17 protein-coding genes and 1 pseudogene are annotated in these 19,546 nt (G+C 73.1%); 9 read left to right on the forward strand and 9 right to left on the reverse strand.

The features are described from left to right. Positions 1-541 (forward strand): HNH endonuclease signature motif containing protein (locus tag FHP29_RS20005; protein WP_192904049.1); only part of this gene is annotated, 541 nt, incomplete at its 5' end. Between the two features lie 94 nt (positions 542-635). On the opposite strand, the gene FHP29_RS20010 is transcribed toward FHP29_RS20005, so the two are convergent. Beyond that, entirely contained in the window at positions 636-1,550 is a 915-nt protein-coding gene (locus tag FHP29_RS20010) for a patatin-like phospholipase family protein (protein ID WP_139624614.1), read from the reverse strand. Between the two features lie 133 nt (positions 1,551-1,683). Here FHP29_RS20010 and FHP29_RS20015 point away from each other — a divergent pair, with 133 nt between their 5' ends. The 4 genes from FHP29_RS20015 to FHP29_RS20030 all read left to right on the forward strand — a co-directional run bounded on the left by FHP29_RS20015 (position 1,684) and on the right by FHP29_RS20030 (position 7,151). Then, on the forward strand, positions 1,684-2,277 hold the full coding sequence (locus FHP29_RS20015; protein ID WP_139624615.1) for a TetR/AcrR family transcriptional regulator: 594 nt from the start codon (positions 1,684-1,686) through the stop codon (positions 2,275-2,277). Further along, positions 2,277-4,016: an ABC transporter ATP-binding protein gene (locus tag FHP29_RS20020; RefSeq protein WP_139624616.1), complete on the forward strand. Its 1,740-nt coding sequence runs from the start codon at positions 2,277-2,279 to the stop codon at positions 4,014-4,016. Before FHP29_RS20015 ends, FHP29_RS20020 begins: the two co-directional genes overlap by 1 nt. Before the next feature lie 74 nt (positions 4,017-4,090). Next, positions 4,091-6,001 carry an ABC transporter ATP-binding protein gene (locus tag FHP29_RS20025; protein ID WP_139624906.1) on the forward strand — a complete coding sequence of 637 codons (1,911 nt, stop codon included), beginning with the start codon at positions 4,091-4,093 and terminating at the stop codon, positions 5,999-6,001. 7 nt (positions 6,002-6,008) lie between these two features. Beyond that, complete coding sequence (locus FHP29_RS20030) at positions 6,009-7,151, forward strand: hypothetical protein (protein ID WP_139624617.1); 1,143 nt, start codon at positions 6,009-6,011, stop codon at positions 7,149-7,151. A 45-nt stretch (positions 7,152-7,196) separates the two neighbouring features. Here the strand turns inward: FHP29_RS20030 and FHP29_RS20035 are convergent, their stop codons facing one another. Further along, entirely contained in the window at positions 7,197-7,883 is a 687-nt protein-coding gene (locus FHP29_RS20035) for a hypothetical protein (RefSeq protein ID WP_139624618.1), read from the reverse strand. Positions 7,884-8,337: 454 nt separating this feature from the next. Here FHP29_RS20035 and FHP29_RS20040 point away from each other — a divergent pair, with 454 nt between their 5' ends. Next, positions 8,338-9,975: an MDR family MFS transporter gene (locus FHP29_RS20040; RefSeq protein WP_240044630.1), complete on the forward strand. Its 1,638-nt coding sequence runs from the start codon at positions 8,338-8,340 to the stop codon at positions 9,973-9,975. After that, positions 9,972-10,475, forward strand: coding sequence for a MarR family winged helix-turn-helix transcriptional regulator (locus FHP29_RS20045; RefSeq protein ID WP_139624619.1), 504 nt, complete (start codon positions 9,972-9,974; stop codon positions 10,473-10,475). Before FHP29_RS20040 ends, FHP29_RS20045 begins: the two co-directional genes overlap by 4 nt. Before the next feature lie 34 nt (positions 10,476-10,509). On the opposite strand, the gene FHP29_RS20050 is transcribed toward FHP29_RS20045, so the two are convergent. Both FHP29_RS20050 and FHP29_RS23000 read right to left on the reverse strand, forming a co-directional pair. Beyond that, the gene (locus FHP29_RS20050; protein WP_240044631.1) at positions 10,510-12,087 is read right to left on the reverse strand and encodes a glycoside hydrolase family 13 protein; all 1,578 of its coding nucleotides are present in this window, start codon (positions 12,085-12,087) and stop codon (positions 10,510-10,512) included. Then, a complete protein-coding gene (locus FHP29_RS23000; RefSeq protein ID WP_240044632.1) occupies positions 12,084-12,803 on the reverse strand; it encodes a hypothetical protein in 720 nt (239 codons plus the stop codon). The genes FHP29_RS20050 and FHP29_RS23000 overlap by 4 nt, the downstream gene beginning before the upstream one ends. A gap of 59 nt (positions 12,804-12,862) precedes the next feature. Between FHP29_RS23000 and FHP29_RS20055 the strand changes: the two genes are divergently transcribed. Further along, complete coding sequence (locus FHP29_RS20055; RefSeq protein WP_139624621.1) at positions 12,863-13,549, forward strand: iron-dependent transcriptional repressor DtxR; 687 nt, start codon at positions 12,863-12,865, stop codon at positions 13,547-13,549. Between the two features lie 138 nt (positions 13,550-13,687). Here the strand turns inward: FHP29_RS20055 and FHP29_RS20060 are convergent, their stop codons facing one another. The 4 genes from FHP29_RS20060 to FHP29_RS20075 all read right to left on the reverse strand — a co-directional run bounded on the left by FHP29_RS20060 (position 13,688) and on the right by FHP29_RS20075 (position 17,525). Beyond that, a complete protein-coding gene (locus tag FHP29_RS20060) occupies positions 13,688-14,530 on the reverse strand; it encodes a Sir2 family NAD-dependent protein deacetylase (RefSeq protein ID WP_139624622.1) in 843 nt (280 codons plus the stop codon). Next, the gene (locus FHP29_RS20065; protein WP_139624623.1) at positions 14,527-15,093 is read right to left on the reverse strand and encodes a protein-L-isoaspartate O-methyltransferase family protein; all 567 of its coding nucleotides are present in this window, start codon (positions 15,091-15,093) and stop codon (positions 14,527-14,529) included. Before FHP29_RS20065 ends, FHP29_RS20060 begins: the two co-directional genes overlap by 4 nt. After that, positions 15,071-15,337, reverse strand: a complete 267-nt coding sequence (locus tag FHP29_RS20070) for a DUF2277 domain-containing protein (protein WP_139624624.1) — start codon at positions 15,335-15,337, stop codon at positions 15,071-15,073. The genes FHP29_RS20065 and FHP29_RS20070 overlap by 23 nt, the downstream gene beginning before the upstream one ends. 256 nt (positions 15,338-15,593) lie before the next feature. Next, positions 15,594-17,525, reverse strand: coding sequence for a beta-propeller domain-containing protein (locus FHP29_RS20075; protein WP_139624625.1), 1,932 nt, complete (start codon positions 17,523-17,525; stop codon positions 15,594-15,596). Positions 17,526-17,602: 77 nt separating this feature from the next. Here FHP29_RS20075 and FHP29_RS20080 point away from each other — a divergent pair, with 77 nt between their 5' ends. Next, positions 17,603-18,793: a saccharopine dehydrogenase family protein gene (locus tag FHP29_RS20080; RefSeq protein WP_139624626.1), complete on the forward strand. Its 1,191-nt coding sequence runs from the start codon at positions 17,603-17,605 to the stop codon at positions 18,791-18,793. A 79-nt stretch (positions 18,794-18,872) separates the two neighbouring features. Here the strand turns inward: FHP29_RS20080 and FHP29_RS20085 are convergent. Continuing rightward, positions 18,873-19,546: pseudogene (locus FHP29_RS20085) on the reverse strand (hypothetical protein); the annotation flags it as partial.

Genomic DNA, 19,546 nt, shown 5'->3' on the forward strand with positions numbered 1-19,546 from the left:
CACCGTGCCCGGTCGCAAGGTCGTGTTGAACGTCCACATCACCGACACCACCCTCACCGCCGACCGATCCCCGAGCCCGGTCGGGCGATGGGAGGAGGGCCGTTGCCCGATCAGTAGCGCGCAGATCCGCGAATGGCTCCGCGCCCGCGAGACCACCATCATCGTCCGGCCGGTGATCGACCTGGCCGACCACGTCCCCGTCGGCTCCTACGAGACCCCCGACCGACACCGCATTCGTGTCGCACTGCGGGACCAGACCTGTCGGTTCCCGCACTGCACCCGACCCGCACAACGCTGCGACCTCGACCACCACCGTCCCTACGGCGAGGGCGGGCCGACCTGCCCCTGCAACGAAGTCGCCCTCTGCAGGCGCCACCACCGAGCCAAGACCCACTCCCGCTGGCGCTACGACATCCCCCCCCCCGGCGCCAACGTCTGGACCAGCCCCACCGGGTTCCGGTTCCGGGACGACCACCGCGGCACCCATCCCGTCCACGACACCAGACGCGACACCGGCGACGCCGGCCCGCCCGACGAGTAGCCACCCCGCCCCGAACCCCGCAGACGCAGCGCTCTGCGGGGACGCCAAGCATGTCCGGGGCGATCGGCGCCGGTTTCCACCGTCGCCCCCGGGCTCAGCGGCCGGCGTCGTCCAAGGCCGCCTTGGTGAGGGTGCGGCCGAGCTCGACCATCTCGTCGGCCCGGTGGAAGTCGATGGTGCGCGCGGCGCTCAGGGGAACGGTGACCAGGACGTCGGGCGGCAGCGCGGCGAGGCGGTAGCGCGTGATCAGGCTCTGCATCGCGTCGAAGGACAGCGACACCACCTCGGAGGTCCGCACGTCCGGACGTACGCCGACGGCCTCGGCGGGTGGCGCCTCCGCGGGCGCGGCGGGCGGCTCGATGAGGTCCTCCTCGCCGCGCCGGAACCTCCGGCGCAGGTCTGCTGTCCACTCGGCCCGGCGCACCGAGAAGCCGCGGGCGGGGGAGGTCGGCTCGTGCGGCTCGCGCGGGCCCTGCAGGGAGACGGCGACGGTGAAGTCGGCGGTCGCGGCGGCCGTGGGCTCGAGCGGCAGAGGGTTGAGCAGGCCGCCGTCCACCAGGACGCGCCCGTCCACCACCGCCGGCGTGAACAGGCCGGGGATCGCGAAGGAGGCCCGCAGCGCCGGGATCAGCGGACCGCGCTGGAACCACACCTCGCGCCTGGCCGCCAGATCCGTCGCCACGGCGGTGAACGGGATCGGCAGCGACTCGATCAGCACGTCGCCGACGATCTCGTCGAGCGCCGCCGTCAGCCGGTCCGCGGTGGCGGCGCCGCCGCCAGCCCAGGTCGGGTCGGCCAGCCGTACGACGCGCCGCCCGGTCAGCGTCGAGGCCCAGGTGGCGAACTCGTCGTCCTTGCCGGCGGCCACCAGTCCGCCCACGACCGCACCCATCGACGTACCCGACACGGCGACGATCTCGTGCCCCCGCTCCCGCAGCTCCTGGACCGCGCCGAGGTGGGCGTATCCACGAGCGCCGCCGGAGCCGAGGACCAGAGCGACGCGTGCCATCCCCCCATTCTGTCGACCCGTCCGAACCCGCCGGCAACTCGACGGTGAGGAAGGGGCAACTCGACGGTGAGGAAGGGGCAACTCAACCGAAAATGGGTTGTGAGTGAGTGCTCACTCATTTAGCGTGGCGGGCATGCCACCCCGTGCCACACCGCTGTCTGCGCAGGAGCGGCGGGAGACGCTCATCGAGGCGACCCGGCCGCTGCTCTACGAGCACGGCCGGGCCGTCACCACCCGGCTCATCGCCGAGGCGGCGGGCGTGGCGGAGGGGACGATCTTCCGGGTCTTCGACTCCAAGGACGACCTCATCGACGCGACGATCGCGCGCGCCTTCGAGCCCGGCGACGTGCTGCTGCGACTCGACGAGATCGACCCGGAGCTGCCGTTGCGGGACCGGATGCTCGCGATGACCTCGATCCTGCAGCAGCGGTTCCTGGCGATCTTCGAGCTGATGCGCGCCCTCGGCGCGGTCGGCCCGCCGCGGCACCTCCACGACCGGCCGGAGATCGTCGCCGGCCTCGAGGAGGTACGCCGGCGGCTGCTGGCGCTGATCGAGCCCGACGCCGACCGGTTGACCCTGCCGCCCGAGCAGGTGCTGCACGTGTGGCGGCTGCTCACCTTCGCCGGCTCCCACCGCGAGATCGCCGACAACGACCTGCTCACCCCGACCTGCATCGTCGACACCGTGCTCAACGGTGTCGAGAGGGTCGAGAGGAGGGACTCCTGATGCTCGCCCGTCTGTTGCGCGACTACCTGCGCCCCTACAAGGGCTGGCTCTCGGCGATCGTCGTGCTCCAGTTCACCGGCACGGTCGCGATGCTCTACCTGCCCAGCCTCAACGCCGACATCATCGACCAGGGCGTGGCCCGCGGCGACACCGGACGGGTCGTGGAGCTCGGCGCGATCATGCTCGCCGTCGCCCTCGTCCAGGCCGCCTGCTCGATGTCGTCCGCGTGGTTCGGCGGCCAGGCCGCGATGGCCTTCGGTCGTGACCTGCGCAAGGCGGTGTTCGCCCGGATCGGCAGCTTCTCGGCGCGCGAGGTCTCCACCTTCGGCGCGCCCTCGCTGATCACGCGCGCGACCAACGACGTCCAGCAGGTGCAGATGCTGGCGATGATGACCTGCCTGATGGCCGTGACCATCCCGATCATGATGGTCGGCGGCGTCATCATGGCGATGCGCGAGGACTTCGGCCTGTCCTGGCTGGTGGTCGCGGTCGTACCGGTGCTCTTCGTGTGCATCGGCGTCGTGGTCTCGCAGATGGTGCCGGCGTTCCGGCAGGTCCAGGAGCGGCTGGACGACGTCAACCGGGTGCTGCGCGAGCAGATCACCGGCATCCGCGTGGTCCGCGCCTTCGTCCGCGAGCCCCAGGAGGCCCAGCGCTTCGAGCGGTCCAACCAGGACCTCACCGTCGTCTCGCTGCGGGCAGGCCGCTGGATGGCAGTCATGTTCCCGCTGGTGATGGCCGTGTCCAACGTGGCCAGCGTCGGCGTGATCTGGTTCGGCGGGCACCGCGTCGACAACGGCCAGATGGAGGTCGGCGCGATGACCGCCTTCCTCGCCTATCTCATGCAGATCCTGATGTCGGTGATGATGGGGACCTTCATGCTGATGATGATCCCGCGGGCCTCGGTCAGCGCGGACCGCATCGGCGGCGTGCTCGACACCCGCACCAGCGTGCTGCCCCCGGCGGACCCCGTCACCGAGGTCTCCGGCGCCGGGCACCTCGACCTCGAGGGCGTCGGGCTCACCTATCCCGGCGCCGAGGCGCCGGTGCTGCGCGACGTCACGTTCTCGGCGCGACCCGGGCAGACCGTCGCGGTGATCGGCTCCACCGGCGCCGGCAAGACCACCCTGGTCAACCTGGTGCCTCGCCTGCTCGACGCGACCGAGGGCGTCGTCCGCGTCGACGGCGTCGACGTCCGCGATCTCGACCCCGAGCTGCTGTGGTCGCGGATCGGCCTGGTGCCCCAGCGCGCGTTCCTCTTCTCGGGCACGGTCGCCACCAACCTGCGCTACGGCCGGCCGGAGGCGACCGACGAGGAGCTGTGGGCCGCGCTCGAGATCGCCCAGGGAGCCGACTTCGTCCGCGCGATGCCCGACGGGCTCGACACCGCCGTGGCCCAGGGCGGCACGACCGTCTCCGGCGGCCAGCGTCAGCGCCTGGCCATCGCCCGGGCGCTGGTACGACGGCCCGAGATCTACCTCTTCGACGACGCCTTCTCCGCGCTCGACGTCGCCACCGACGCCCGGCTGCGCGCGGCCCTGCGGCCGGTGACCCGCGACGCGACGCTGCTCATCGTCGCCCAGCGCATCGCCACCATCCGCGACGCCGACCTGATCCTCGTCCTCGAGGACGGCGACGTCGTCGGCAAGGGCACCCACGACGAGCTGTTGCGCGACAACCCGACGTACCAGGAGATCGCCGCATCGCAGGGCATCAGGGGAGAGGAGGTCATGGCGTGAGCGGCAGCCAGAAGAGCGGCACCCTGAAGCAGACCGAGCGGATCGTCCAGCAGGGCGGTCCCGGACGCGGCCCGATGGGCGGCATGGTGGGCCAGAAGGCCGACGACTTCGGGGACTCGGCCCGCCGCCTGCTCGCGCGGCTGCGGCCGGCGCGGGGACGCGCCATCGCCGTCCTGCTGCTCGGCATCGGCAGCGTCGCCTCGGTCGTCGTCGGCCCGTGGCTCCTGGGCCGCGCCACCGACGAGGTCTTCAACGGGTTCATCAGCGGCCGCCTCGCCGACGGCAGCACCAAGGCCGACGCCGTCGCCCACGCGGAGGCCTCGGGCGACAGCGGACTGGCCGACTTCCTGCGCGGCCTCGACATCACGCCCGGACAGGGCGTCGACTTCGACCGGGTCGGCCACATCCTGCTCGTCGCGCTGCTCGTCTACGTCGGCGGGCAGGTGCTCGGCTGGCTGCAGGGCTACCTCGTCAACGACATCGTCCAGGTCACGGTCAAGCAGATGCGCACCGACGTGGAGGAGAAGATCCACCGGCTCCCGCTGGCCTACTTCGACCGGCAGCCGCGCGGCGAGCTGCTCAGCCGGGTCACCAACGACATCGACAACGTCGCGCAGAACCTGCAGCAGACGATGAGCCAGCTGCTCACCTCGCTGCTGATGGTGGCCGGCGTGCTCGGCGCGATGTTCTGGGTCTCGCCGCTGCTGGCGGTGATCGCCCTGGTGTCGGTGCCGATCGCGATGTTCACCACCAGCCGGATCATGAAGCGCTCGCAGAGCCAGTTCATCAACCAGTGGCGCCAGACCGGCCGGCTCAACGCCCAGGTCGAGGAGTCGATCTCGGGCCACGAGCTCGTCACCGTGTTCGGGCGCCGCAAGGCCGTCGAGGACGAGTTCGACGCCGCCAACGAGGAGCTCTACCAGTCGTCGTACCGCGCCCAGTTCATCAGCGGTCTGGTGATGCCGATGATGATGCTGATCGGCAACCTCAACTACGTCGTGATCGCCGTCGTCGGCGGTCTGCGGGTCACCTCGGGAGCGCTGTCGCTCGGCGACGTGCAGGCGTTCGTGCTGTACTCCCGGATGTTCACCCAGCCGATCACCCAGATCGCCTCCATGGCCAACCTGCTGCAGTCCGGCGTGGCCTCGGCCGAGCGGGTCTTCGAGCTCCTCGACGCGGAGGAGGAGGTCGCGCCGACCTCGGTGGTCGAGGTGCGAGGAGCGGCGGCGACGAGCCTCGCAACCACCGAAGGCGAGGTCGCCTTCGAGCACGTCTCCTTCTCCTACGACCCCGCCGAGCCGCTGATCGAGGACCTCTCGCTCGTGGCGCAGCCGGGCCAGATGGTCGCCATCGTCGGGCCCACGGGCGCGGGCAAGACCACCCTGGTCAACCTGATCATGCGCTTCTACGAGCTCCGCGAGGGGCGGATCACGCTCGACGGCACCGACATCGCCGCGATGAGCCGCGGCGAGCTGCGCAGCCGCATCGGCATGGTCCTCCAGGACACCTGGCTCTTCGAGGGCACGATCCGCGACAACATCGCCTACGGGCGCCCGGACGCGAGCGAGGAGGACATCCGCGAGGCGGCGCGCGCGACGTACGTCGACCGGTTCGTCCACTCGCTGCCCGAGGGCTACGACACCCGGGTCGACGACGAGGGCTCCAACCTGTCGGCCGGCGAGCGACAGCTGATCACCATCGCCCGGGCCTTCCTGGCCCAGCCGGCGCTGCTGATCCTCGACGAGGCCACCTCGTCGGTCGACACCCGCACCGAGCTGCTGCTCCAGCAGGCGATGGCCGCGCTGCGCACCGACCGGACATCGTTCGTCATCGCCCACCGGCTCTCGACCATCCGCGACGCCGACCTGATCCTCGTCATGGAGAACGGCCGGATCGTGGAGCAGGGATCGCACGCCGAGCTGCTCGCGCGCGAGGGCGCCTTCGCCCGGCTGCACGCCGCGCAGTTCGCGGCCGCCGTGGTCTGATGGCTCCATGACTCGGGTCGTGGTGCTCCTGCTGTGCGCGGCGCTGCTGTCGGGGTGCGACAACCCTGTGGACGGCGTTCTCGGCGGCTCCGACGACGTGCTCGGCCCGCAGCTCCCAGCCGCCGACGTGCTGCCGGTGCCCGGGCCGACGTACGTCGAGGAGGTCCAGATGGGCAAGCCCCGGTTGATCATCCACGCCCCCGGGCACACCACCGCGGTCCGGCGCGGATGGGAGGCGGCCTGGCGGCCCGACGGGACGGTCCTGGTGCTCGGGTCGTCCTGGGCGCGGGTGCTCGACCCCGCGACCGGCGCCTGGCTGTCCGGGCGGGCGAGGATCGGCGAGTACGGCGTCACGCCGGAGGCGCTCACCACGCTCGGCGGGCCGGCGGGACGGGTCCTCGTGTACGACGCCGCGCTGGCCGGCGTACGCAAGCTCACCGTTCCGTCCGCGGCTGCCGAGACCGACCAGATCGACGGCCTCGACGCGGAATTCCAGCTCCATGGGCGGCCCTACACCCTCGGCGGTGTCACCTTCGTCGAGTGGGGCATCAACAGCGAGGACGACACCCGCACCGACCACGGCCTGTTCCGGATCGAGGGCGAGGAGATCACCCAGGCCCTGCGCAACGAGCCGCTGGTCCGGTTGTGGCCCAGCTTCGACGGCGCGGCCCTGCTCGCGATCATGCAGGACAACGGCGAGGACGAGGACTGCGGCGGCTGCAAGGTCGAGCAGAAGATCGTCGAGCTCGACCCCGACACCGGCGAGATCGCCGCCGACTACGGCATGCCGCCCGGCTACGCCCGCGCGTGGCGGATCAGCAGCCTCGACAAGGTCGACCGCACGGTGGTGGTGCAGTTCGTCGTCCGGCCGGGCGAGAGCGGCGGCAGCTACCAGACGTGGACCTACGACGGCTCCTGGCATCGTCTGGCCGAGGCCGGCGACACCCGCTCGCGGTTCCAGGCCGGCGGGGTGATGGCCTGGTCCGGCGACACGGGCGAGCCGAACCAGCCCTTCACCCTGACCTGGACCCCCGCCTCCGGGGAGTCCGTGGTCCTGCGGGACCCGTCGTCCCCGTGCCCGGAGGACGAGACCTTCGGCCCGGTGTGCCCGACGATCTCACTGCCGGGCTCGCTGCTGCCGCTGGACTGAGGCGGGACCGAGGCCGGCGGTGCGGCGACCCCACGCCCCAGGGGCTCAGCAGTCGAACTGGAAGTACGCCGGCTCGCCGCCGGTGGCCGCGATCGCCGCGATCGGGGTGTCGGCGGCGACGTCCTCGGCGGGCGCGTCCAGCAGGAACGCCAGGTAGGGCAGTCCGTCCTCCTCGCCCGGCGGGTAGACCGACGACTGGTCGAAGCCGTCGTCGACCGGGTCGGTCACGGTGGGGAAGGCCGCCACCAGGTCGGCATAGGTGGAGCCGACCTGCAGATCGCCGTGGTCGGTGACCGGGCCGGGGCGGGTCGCCCAGAGCTGGGTGATCGTCGCGTCCTCGTCGGTGAGCACCCGCAGCCCGGTGCCGTCCGGGTCGTCGCGCCAATGGATCAGCTCGCCCTCGCAGATCGCCGCTCCGTCCGCGAACAGGCCCGTGGCCGACCACTCGTCGCGGGTCATCCCGACCCGGGCGTCGCCGATCGCCCCTGGACGGATGACGAGCGCCGGCAGGGCCGGCTGGCCGGTGGTCGCCCCGTCGGTGGTCGTCCCGTCGGTGGTCGTCGCGTCGGTGGTCGCCCGGTCCGCGGGCGTCGGGCTGGTGGTGGGGCTGGGGCTCGGCGTCGAGGACGCCGGCTCGTCGGGGCCGTCGTCGTCGGAGGAGCACCCGGCGGAGGCGGCGACCGCGAGGACGAGCAGCGCGGCAGCGGCGGCACGGCGCAGAAGGCTGGTCATGGTGCTCGCCTACCCGGGCCCGCGGCGTACGAACCGACTTCGGGGAAATCCCGTTGTCTGCGCCGGATCCGCGTCCTACCGTTGTCGCACACGGGAAAGGAGGTGGTCCGAAGAATGATTTCTCATCGGATGCGTGAGGTGGCTGCTCGCTAGCAGCCCGCAGTTCTGACGGCTGCGACGCGAATCCAACAGCAGCCACCCGACCCGCAGGTGAGTCCGGATCATCCACCGGACGGGGCTCGTCCGAGCCACACCTGCGGGTCGCTGCATTTCTCACCGACCGCGCGCTCGCTGCGCCGACCCGGGACGGTTCACCACGGGATGTAGGCCAGCCGTCGCTCCTGTAGCGGAACTCCGCAGGGGAAGCTCGGGTTCGCCTACATCCCGTGGTGAACCGTCCCCCCGGCCGTCCGACAAGTTGCCGTCGACAACTATCCCGACGTATGGTTGTCACATGTCAACTACTTCCCCGGGTCCGGCCGCACCCGGCCAGATGACCCACCGCGAGATCCTGGAGGCCCTGACCGGGCTGCTGCTCGCGATGTTCGTCGCCATGCTCTCCAGCACCGTGGTGAGCAATGCGCTCCCCGCGATCGTGACCGACCTGCATGGCAGCCAGACCGGCTACACGTGGGTCGTGGTCGCGACCCTGCTGACCATGACGGCCACCACGCCGATCTGGGGCAAGCTCGCCGACCTCTTCAGCAAGAAGGTGCTGGTGCAGATCGCGCTGGTGGTGTTCTCGGCCGGCTCGATCGTCGCCGCGATGGCGCCGTCGATGGGCGTGCTCATCGGCGCGCGGGCCTTCCAGGGCGTCGGCGTCGGCGGGCTGACCGCGCTCGTCCAGGTCGTCATCGCCTCGATGGTCTCCCCCCGCGAGCGGGGTCGCTACAGCGGCTACATCGGCGCCGTCTTCGCGACCGCGACCGTCAGCGGACCGCTCCTCGGCGGCCTGATCGTGGACAGCCCGATGGGCTGGCGCGGCTGCTTCATCGTCGGCATCCCGGTCGCCGCCCTCGCGTTCGTCGTCCTGCAGAAGACCCTGCACCTGCCGACGATCAAGCGCGACGTGAAGATCGACTACGCCGGCGCCACCCTGATCATGGCCGGCATCAGCCTGATCCTGGTCTGGGTCAGCCTCGCGGGCACCAGCTTCGACTGGCTCTCCGCGACCTCGGCCGCCCTCGTCGGCGGCAGCGTGGTCCTCATCGGCGCGGCCCTCTGGGTCGAGGCGAAGGTCGCCACCGAGCCGGTCATCCCGTTGCGCCTCTTCCGCGACCGCACCACCGCGCTGGCGACGGCCGCCTCGGTGATGATCGGCGTCGCGATGTTCGGCGCGACGGTCTACCTCAGCCAGTACTTCCAGCTCGCCCGCGGGATGAGCCCCACCCACGCGGGCCTGATGTCGGTGGCGATGGTCGGCGGTCTCCTGGTCTCGAGCATCGTCAGCGGCCGGGTGATCACCCGCACCGGTCGGTGGAAGCGGTGGCTGGTCGGCGGCATGCTCTTCGTCATCGCCGGCATCGCCCTGCTCGGCACCATCGACGCCACCACGTCGCTGTGGGTGGTCGGCCCCTACATGGCGCTCACCGGCATCGGCCTCGGAGCGACGATGCAGAACCTGGTGCTCGCCGTACAGAACAACACCGCACCCGCGGACCTCGGCGCGGCCAGCTCGGTCGTCGCGCTGTTCCGCTCGATCGGCGGCTCGGCGGGCGTCGCCGCGCTCGGCGCGGTGCTCGCGCACCAGGTCACCAGCGGCGTCAAGGAGGGCATCGACGGCCTGGTCCGCGCCGGCCGGATCAGCCAGGAGCAGCTGGTCGCGATGCAGCACTCGACCGGCGACATCCCCAAGCTCGCGGACCTGCCCGCGCCGATCCGCGCGGTCTACGAGGCCTCCTTCGGCGAGGCCGTCGGGCACCTGTTCCTCGTGGCCGTGCCGTTCGCCGTGGTCGCCTTCGCGTGCATCCTGTTCATCAAGGAGGTGCCGCTGCGGACCGCCACCGGCCAGGGAGCGCCCGTCGCGAGCGGGGAGCCCGTCGACCACCCGGCGTACGACGTCCAGGGCGCCGCGGAGGGGGCGCGGCGATGAGCGCGACGACGAGCCCCAGTCCCAGCCCCAGCCCCACAGCCGGTGCCACGCCGGCCCGCGCGAGCGCGCTGAGCGACCTCGAGGTGGAGGTGGGTGTGCTGATCCGCCGGGTGCGCCGCGTGATCGGCGAGCGCGCCCGCGCCGTGCACCCCGACCTGATGCCGTCGTCGTACCTCATGCTCAGCTACGTCCGCGAGCACGGCCCGCTGCGCGCCTCGGCGATGTGCGCGGTGTTCGAGATCGACAAGGGCGCGATCAGCCGCCAGGTCCAGCACCTCATCGACCTCGGGCTCCTCGACCGGGCGCCCGATCCCCAGGACGGGCGAGCCACCCTGCTCAGCGTGAGCGAGGCGGGCGTTCGCCGCATGGACGCCGTCGCCGACGAGCGGCGCGAGCTGCTCGCCGAGCGGCTGGGGGACTGGCCGGTCGAGGAGATCCGCGACTTCGCGGGCTCCCTGCGTCGCTACAACGACGCCCTCGGCATCCCCGGCGACCGCTGAGTGCCCTGGCTCCGCTGGGACTGTCGCGCCCTGCTCAGCGGACCCAGACCGCGGTGTCCGGAGGCAGTACGCCGCCGGGCAGCGGGCCGCTGCTGATCAGCACCTCGCCCTCGGGCAGCGGCGCCGGGTAGGTTCCCGCGTTGAGCACGGCCCGGATCCCCGGACGGCGGACGACGAGGACGTCGCCGTCCGTGCTGGCGGCCGTGTCGTCGTCCGCGCCGGCGAGCACCTCGCGACGCAGGCGCAGGGCCTGCCGGTAGAACGCCAGCGTCGAGCCGGGGTCGGCGAGCTGGGCCTCGACCGTCAGCGCGGCCCAGCCCTCGGGCTGCGGGATCCAGGGCTGGGTGCCGGCGGCCCCGCCGAAGCCGTACGGCGGCGCGTCGCCCGCCCACGGCAGCGGCACCCGGCAGCCGTCGCGCCCGGGCTTGCCGGTGCGGAACCAGGACGGGTCCTGGCGCGACTCGGGCGGCACGTCGACCTGCTCGAGGCCGATCTCCTCGCCCTGGTAGAGGTACGCCGAGCCGGGCAGGGCGAGCATGAGCAGGGTCGCGGCCCGGGCGCGGGCCAGACCGACCGGGCCGCCGCCGTACCGGGTCGGGTGTCGCTCGACGTCGTGGTTGGACAGCACCCACGTCGGCGCCGAGGCGGCCGCGGCGACGGCGGCGATGGACTCGGTGATCACGTCGGCGAAGGCGTCGGCCGACCACGGGGTGCCCAGCCAGCCGAAGTTGAAGGCCTGGTGCAGCTCGTCGGGGCGGATGAACATCGCCATGGGGTCGGCCGTCTGGGTCCACGCCTCGGCCACCGCCATCCGGTCGCCGGGGTAGGAGTCGAGCACGCGACGCCAGCGACGGTAGACGTCGTGGACCTCGGGCTGGTCCCACATCGGCTCATCCTGGAGCACCCGCTCCACCATCGACTCGGCCAGCTTCTCCGGCTCCTTCGGGCGCTCCTGGTCGCGCAGGGTCGCCTCCTTGTAGAGCCCGTGGGCGACATCGACCCGGAACCCGTCGACCCCGCGGTCGAGCCAGAAGCGCAGCACGCCCTCGAACATGTCCCCGACCTCGGGGTTGCGCCAGTCGAGGTCGGGCTGGGAGCTGTCGAACAGGTGGAGGTACCAGTCGCCGTCGTCGACCCTCGTCCAGGCCGGGCCGCCGAAGACCGAGTCCCAGTTGTTGGGCGGCAGCTCGCCGGCGGGTCCGCGGCCCGGTCGGAAGATGTAGCGCGCCCGCTCGGGCGAGCCGGGCCCGGCGGCCAGCGCCGCCTGGAACCAGGCGTGCTGGTCGGAGGTGTGGTTGGGCACCAGGTCGACGATCACCCGCAGGCCGAGCTCGTGGGCCTGCTCCAGCAGCCGGTCGACGTCGGCCAGCGTCCCGAACAGCGGGTCGACGTCGGTGTAGTCGGCGACGTCGTACCCGTGGTCCTTCTGGGGCGAGGTGTAGAAGGGCGTGATCCACAGCGCGTCGACGCCGAGGTCGCGCAGGTAGGGCAGGCGCGAGGTGATGCCCGGCAGGTCGCCGATCCCGTCGCCCTGCTGGTCGGCGAAGCTGCGGACGTAGACCTGGTAGACGACGGCGTCGTACCACCAGGGGTGGCTGGTCGGGTCGCTCACATGAAGTCCTTCGGGTCGATGGTGAACCAGGTGTGCTCGGCGCTGGCGACGACCTCGTCGTCGGGGCCGTAGAGGGTCGCGGCGGTGAAGGTCCTGCGGCCGTCCACGCCGCGCTGCTCGCCCACGACGACGTAGCGCTCGGAGGTCCGCGGGAGACTGCGCAGCTCCGCGGTCATCCGGCCCAGCACGGAGGGGCGGCCCTCGAGATCGCTCGCCCAGCCGCCGGGGCAGTCGAGCGCGGCCCAGACGATCGGGACCGCGCTCTCGTACGGCGTCCAGGTGGCGGCGACCCGCTCGTCCGGGGCGCCCAGGGGGCCGGCGAAGATCCGCAGCCCGTCGCCGACCCGACGGTCCGGGCCGCAGGTGAAGCAGGTGGGGAACGGGTGGGAGCGGTGCCCGGGATATCCCTCCTCGGCCGCCGCCGCGGTGGTGGCGGAGACCGGCGCGACGGGGACCGGCCGCGCCTCGGCGTACACCGCCTCGGCCACCGTGTGCCCGTCGCGGGCGAGGGTGGCGCCGGCGGCGGTGGCGAGCACGGTCATGGGTACGTCGAGCGGCGGAGGCTGGAGCAGGGTGACCGTGACGGCCGCGCCGAGGCCCTGGGCGGGCAGGGTCGCGGCCAGGGCGCCGCTCGTCCAGCCGCCGTTGCCGGAGCGGGGCGGGCCGTTGAAGCGGTGGGGGACCAGCAGCGGGGGCAGCGGGTGGGTCGAGCTCACCGGTCCAGCATTGCAGGCGCTGGTGTGCGCCCCTTCTCCACATGAGTCAGAATGCGCGGGTGAGCGATCTCATCGACACCACCGAGATGTACCTCCGCACGATCTACGAGCTGATCGAGGAGGGCATCGTCCCGCTGCGCGCCCGGATCGCCGAGCGTCTGCACCAGAGCGGGCCGACGGTGTCGCAGACGGTGGCGCGGATGGAGCGCGACGGCCTGCTCACCGTCGAGGGCGACCGCCACCTCGAGCTCACCGAGGACGGCCACCGCCTCGCCACCCGCGTGATGCGCAAGCACCGCCTGGCCGAGCGCCTCCTCACCGACGTCATCGGCCTCGACTGGGAGCTGGTGCACGAGGAGGCGTGCCGCTGGGAGCACGTCATGTCCGAGACCGTCGAGCGCCGCCTCATCGAGCTGCTCGGCCACCCGACCGAGTCGCCGTACGGCAACCCGATCCCCGGCCTCGGCGAGCTGGGCCAGGACGCCCTCGCCGAGCACTTCATGACCGACGTCGAGCCCCTCTCCAAGGCCGCCGGCGCCGAGAGCTCCCGCGCCGTGGTCCGCCGCATCTCCGAGGAGATGCAGAAGGACGACGCCCTGATGAGCGCGATGCGCCGGGTCGGCGCGCTGCCCGACAAGACCATCACCATCCAGGCCACCGCCGAGGGCGTGCTCGTCGGCTCCGGTGGCGAGACCGCCGAGATCTTCCCCGAGGCGGCCGACCACATCTTCGTCAAGCGGCTGTAGCCGGGCTCTCGCCGGGCTCGGGCTGGGGCTGGTCGGGCTGGTCGGGCGGGGGCGGCTCGGGCGGGGGCGGGTTCACCACGGGATGTAGCCGAATCCGCGCATCTGTAGCGGAGCTCCGCACGGGAGGCGACGACTCGCCTACATCCCGTGGTGAACCGTCCCCCGCCGGACCCCCACCAGCGCCGCGAGCCACTCGCTGGTGCCGGCCTCGACGCGGTACGACGCCAGCTCGTCGCCGCGCGTGGCGCCGCGGTTGACGATCACCACGGGGGTGCCCTGCCGGGCGGCGCGGCGGACGAACCGCAGCCCGCTCATCACGGTCAGGCTCGATCCGGCGACGAGCAGGCAGCCGCCGGTGTCGGCCAGCGCCTCGACCGCCGCATAGCAGCGCTCCACCCGGGGCTTGGGGACGTTCTCGCCGAAGAACACGACGTCGGGCTTGAGGACGCCGCCGCAGTCCTCGCACCCGGGCACCACGAAGTCGGCCGTGTCCTCGAGGTCGACGTCGCCGTCGGGACGCACCGCCACGTCCGCGTGGCGCGCGGCCCAGCCGGGGTTGGCGTCCTCGAGTCGGCGCTGCAGGCGGGCGCGGGGCGTCGTACGACGGCAGGCGAGGCAGACGACGTCGGCGATCCGTCCGTGGAGGGCGACGAGCGCGGGAGTGCCGGCCGCCTCGTGGAGCCCGTCGACGTTCTGGGTGATGACCAGGTCGGCGCCGAGGGCGGCGACCGCGCGGTGGCCGGCGTTGGGCTCGGCGCGGCGCATCCGCGACCAGCCGAGGTGGCTGCGCGCCCAGTACCGCTGCTGTGCGGCCGGCCCCGACACGAACTCCTGGTAGGTCATCGGCATCCGTACGGGCGCGCCGGGCCCGCGGTAGTCGGGGATCCCGGAGTCCGTGGAGAGGCCGGCACCGGTCAGCACGACGAGCGGCCCGGACGCGCACAGCTCCAGCGCGGGATCCCGTTGGCCGAGGAGCGTCACCGGTCCAGGGTACGCAGCGGCACGAACACATAGCGGCCGTGCCGCTCGACCCGCAGCATCTCGCCCCGCACCGGTCCGACGAGCACGCCGCCGGGTCGGAGCTGCCGGACGAGGGCGTTGGGCAGGACCTCCGCGTCGGCCGACACGAGCACCCGGTCGTACGGCGCCCCGGCGGGCCAGCCGAGCACCTCGGGATCGGCCTGGTGGAGCTCGACCCGGCCGTCGGCGCGGAGGTTGGCACGGGCCATGGCCAGCACCTCCGGCACCAGCTCGACCCCGACGACCCGGCCATGCGGACCGGTCAGGTGCGCGAGCAGCGCCGTGGTCCAACCGGAGCCGCACCCGACGTCGAGGACCCGGTCGCCCGGCTCGACCCCGAGCAGGGTGAGCATGGTCCGCACCGTGCTGGGCTGGGAGTTCGTGACGTCGTACCCGAGCGGCAGGGCGTGGTCCACCGCGGCGAACCGGCGCTGGTCGGGCGGCAGGAAGCGCTCGCGCGCGACGGCGTCGAACGCCGCGGCGACCCGGTGATCCCGGTGATCACCCGTAGCGGAGCCGCGCACGCTCGCGCGCCTTCTGGGCCTCGACCTCCCGGTCCTTCGGCGGCGCCGTCGTCACCAGGTCGTCGAGGAGGTGCTGGGTGATGTGGGCGATCTCGGCGACCGCGCGGTCGAAGACCGCCTGGTTGGCCTGGCTCGGCTTGGTCGTCCCACTGACCTTGCGGACGAACTGCAGCGCCGCCGCGGTGACCTCGTCGCGCGTGGCCGGGGGCTCGAAGTTGTTGAGCGGACGGATGTTGCGGCACATGGCTCCACGGTACGCCGGGGTCGGCCGGGCCGGGCTCGCGCTTGTAACACGTGGTCCGCTGCTCTTCGCGCCGCCCGTCCGCTGTAACACGTCGTTCGCCCGCCTTCCCGCCCCATGACTGCTGTAGCAGCCCCACCCAGGGCCCTCTTGGCGAGGTCTGGTGGCGGGTAGGTCAGCGAACAACGTGTTACAGCGGCCCAGCCCAGCCCCGCCCCGCCCAGCCCCGCCCAGCCCCACCCAGCCCAGCCCCGCCGGCTCACCACTCGAGGAACTGCGCGCCCTGGCCGGTGAGCAGCACCACCCGGCCGTCCGGGAGCGGGACGGTGCGCACGCGATCGACGTCGTCGCCGTACTCCACCTTGATCCGCCGCTCGTGCAGCCGGCCACCGGAGAGCTCGAGCACCGACACGTAGCCGACGCGCCGGCTGCCCCACCGCTCGACGACGGTGAGCACGGTACGACGCTCGGGCAGCCAGGTGAATGCGCGCGGGTCGCGGCCGGCCAGCGCCGCGGTGGAGCGGCCGTAGCCGAGGACGTCGAGCCGGGTGACCCGGGTGGTGTCGCGGACGTCGAACAGGCCGACCTGGGCGCCCCACTCCCGGCCGCCGGGCCCCTGCGGTCCCTCGCCGACGCCGATCAGGCGGGCGCGGCCGAGCGGGTGGAGGTAGGCGGAGAAGCCCGGGATCTTCAGCTCGCCCAGCAGGCGCGGCACCGCCGGGTCGGTGAGGTCGACGGTGTAGAGCGGGTCGGTCTGCCGGAAGGTCACCACGATCGCGAGGTCGTCGAACCACCGCACCGACTGGATCTCCTCGTCGCGGCCCAGGCCGTCCAGCCGACCCCGCTCGACGAGGTCCTCCCCGTCTCGCGCGAGAGTCAGCACCGAGCTGAAGTTGCCGGTCTCACTGGTGGGCCCGACCGCGACCCGCAGCACGCCGCCGGCCTCGTCGAGCGACCACCGGTCGCGGACCGCTCCCTCGACCTCGCCGGACGCGACATGGGTGGCGCCGGTGCCGTCCAGCGCGAAGTCGAAGAGGTACGACGAGCCGCCGGCCGGCCCCGGGAAGAACCGCCGCCCGCCGGTCCTGTCGTCGATCACGTCGCCGCACCAGTCGATGCAGCGCCAGGCGCCCGCCCCGGCCGACGCGAGGTAGAGGTGGTCGGACGACTCGTAGGCGATGTCGGTAAGCCCGGCCAGCCCGATCGCGTCGAGGTCGTCGAAGTCGTCGAGGTCGTCGGCCGCGTCGAAGCCGACCACGCTGGTCGTTCCCAGCGCGAGCGCGTCGGACGGGATCGCGACGTCGCGGCAGTCGAGCAGCCGCTCGGCCCTGCCGTCGCCGAGGCCGACCGTCGGCAGCCAGTCCTCGATCGTGCTCTCCTCGACCGCCTTGCGGTTGTGCTCGAGCGCCTCCCTCTCGCTGCGCTCGTGCGTCGGCTCGACGAAGTCGAGGTCCGGCAGACCGCTGGCCAGGACCAGCCGGACGGTGTCGCCGTGCTGGCGCACCGAGACCCGGGCCGTGTCGTACCGCACCTCGTCGACGACCTCGGGAGCGGCCGGATCCGCGATCGAGACCGTCAGCACCCGGGTCCCGGGGACCTCGGCCGGCGCCCGCTCGTCGCCGCCGATCGCGACGACGGTGTCGCCGGTCAGCAGGATCTCGGGGTCCTCGACGCCCGGAAGGTCGACGGAGGAGACCTTCGTGGTGGAGGAGCCGGTCACGTCGTACACCTCGAGCCGGCCGTCGCGCACCACGACGAGCACGGTGCCGTCGGTCTTCACGGTGTCCGGCTCGTCGACGCCCGCCTCCTGCACGTTGGTGCCGGTCTCGCTGGACACCTGCCGCCCCGTCTGCGGCGCGGTCGGCGACTGGGGCGGGGAGCCGGCCGCACCGGACCGGTCCGCCTGCCCGCCGCCGTCCTCCATCGCCCCGGGCGCCTCGGAGGTGGCGTAGACGATGTCTCCGGGACCCCAGCCCCACGGACCGACGGCCTCGAGGCCGCGCTCGACGTACGACGCCAGCAGGTCGTCGCACGACGCCGCCGGCTCCAGGTCGGCCCGGAACGCCACCCGGCGCGGCTGCCGGTCCGGCTCGTCGGGCCCGGATCCTCCGGAGCCCGGGCCGACCGCGGTCACGACGGTCCCGGCGAGGAAGGCGCCGCCCAGCGCGGCGAAGGCGAGGAGCTTGTTCATGCCGGTCCGACGCGGCAGCGGGCCCGCCGGTTCCGGCCGTCTCGACCTGCGACGGGAGCCGGTGCAAGAGTGGGGCCATGGCAGACAGTCCGCGCCCGTACGACGTCGTCCTGTTCGGAGCCACCGGGTTCACCGGCGGACTCACCGCCGACTACCTCGCCGAGCACGCCCCCGCCGGGCTGCGCTGGGCGCTCGCCGGACGCAGCGAGTCGCGGCTGGAGGCGGTGCGCGACCGGCTGGCCCGAGCGAACCCGACCCTCGCCGACCTGCCGCTGCTCACCGCCGACGCCGACGACGCCGAGGCGCTCGCGGAGCTGGTGGCGACGACGAGGGTGGTCGCCACGACCGTCGGTCCCTACCTGGAGTACGGCGGCCCGCTGGTGGCCGCGTGCGCCACCGCCGGCACCGACTACGTCGACCTCACCGGCGAGCCGGAGTTCGTCGACCGCACCTACGTCGAGCACAACGCGGCCGCCGAGGGGTCGGGCGCCCGGCTCGTGCACTCCTGCGGCTTCGACTCGATCCCGCACGACCTCGGCGCCTACTTCACCATCCAGGAGCTGGCGAAGGAGGTGGGCGGGGAGATCACCACGCCGGTGTCGATGCGCGGCGTGGTCCGCAGCCGGGCCGGCTTCTCCGGCGGCACCTTCCACTCCGCGCTGACCGCCTTCTCCCGCGCACGGCAGATGAAGGAGGTGTCGTCCGCCCGGCGCCGCCTCGAGCCGCGTCCCGAGGGCCGGCGCTCCCGGGCGAGCGTGGGCCATCCCCGGCGCGACCCCGACCTCGGCTACTGGCTGCTGCCGCTGCCGACGATCGACCCGTTCGTCGTCGCGCGCAGCGGCGCCCACCTGTCGGCGTACGGACCGTCCTTCAGCTACTCCCACTACGCCGGCACCAAGACCCTGCGGTACGCCGCCGGCGGCGCGCTCGGCGTGACCGGACTGACCCTCGCCGCCCAGGTCCCGCCGCTGCGCAACGCCCTGCTGAAGAAGGTGCCGCAGGGCGAGGGCCCCTCGGCGGGCCGGCGGGAGAAGTCCTGGTTCACCGTCGACTTCGTCGCCGAGACCGCGGGCACGAAGGTGCACACCCGCGTCTCCGGAGGCGACCCGGGCTACACCGAGACGTCCAAGATGCTCGCCGAGTCCGCGCTGTGCCTGGCCCTCGACGAGAACCCCAACGTGGCCGGCCAGGTCACCACCGCCACCGCGATGGGCGACGCCCTGCTCGCCCGGCTGCAGCGGGCCGGGATCGCGTTCGAGCGGCGCTGACCCACCTGGCCGAGTACGCCGAGCAGCCCCGACCGAGGAACGAGGCCGGGGCTACGTCGAGGCGCGTGTGGTGCGTCGGTCAGCGGCGGCTGCGCACCAGGCGTCGTCCGGCCAGCGCGGAGCCGGCCGCGGTCACGATGCCGCCGCTGGCGAGGAGCCAGGACAGCTCGAGGCCGCCCTCCTCCGTGGCGCCGGCGCCGGCGTCGATGCGCGTGGGGACCGGGACCGCGTCGCTCTGGGCCTCGACCTGCGGCTGGGCGGCCGGCTTCGGGTGCTTCTTGTGGCCGGCCTTGTGACCGCCCTTGTGGTCCGGCTCGGGGTGGTCGGCCTTGCCGCCGCCATCGCCCGGGTTGTCCGGCTTGTCGCCGGGGTCGGGGATCGCGATGTCGCCGGGGCCCTCGGGGCGGGGGCCGTCACCCGGGTTCGGGCCGTCCTTGTCGCCCGGGATCTGCGGGCCCGGGTCGTCGCCGGGCTCGGGGTTGGTGATGTCGCCGGGGCCCTCCGGGTTCGGGTCGGGCTGCGGCACCGGGTCGGCGAAGTCGCCGGGGCCCTGCGGGCCCTGCGGGCTCGGCTCCGGGTCGCCGGGCATCGGCAGCACGAGCGTGGCGGGGCCGACCGGCTCCCCGCCGGCACCGTCGGCGTGCGCGGCGCCGACAGTGCCGACGGGGCCGGCGAACCCGCCGACGGTCAGCGCCGCGGCCGCGAGCGGCGTGGCGACGAGGACGCGGAGGGCGGTGCGGGCGGTGGTGCGGG

It is taken from the genome of Nocardioides albidus, assembly GCF_006335005.1.
In the GTDB taxonomy this organism is placed as follows: Bacteria; Actinomycetota; Actinomycetes; order Propionibacteriales; family Nocardioidaceae; genus Nocardioides; species Nocardioides albidus.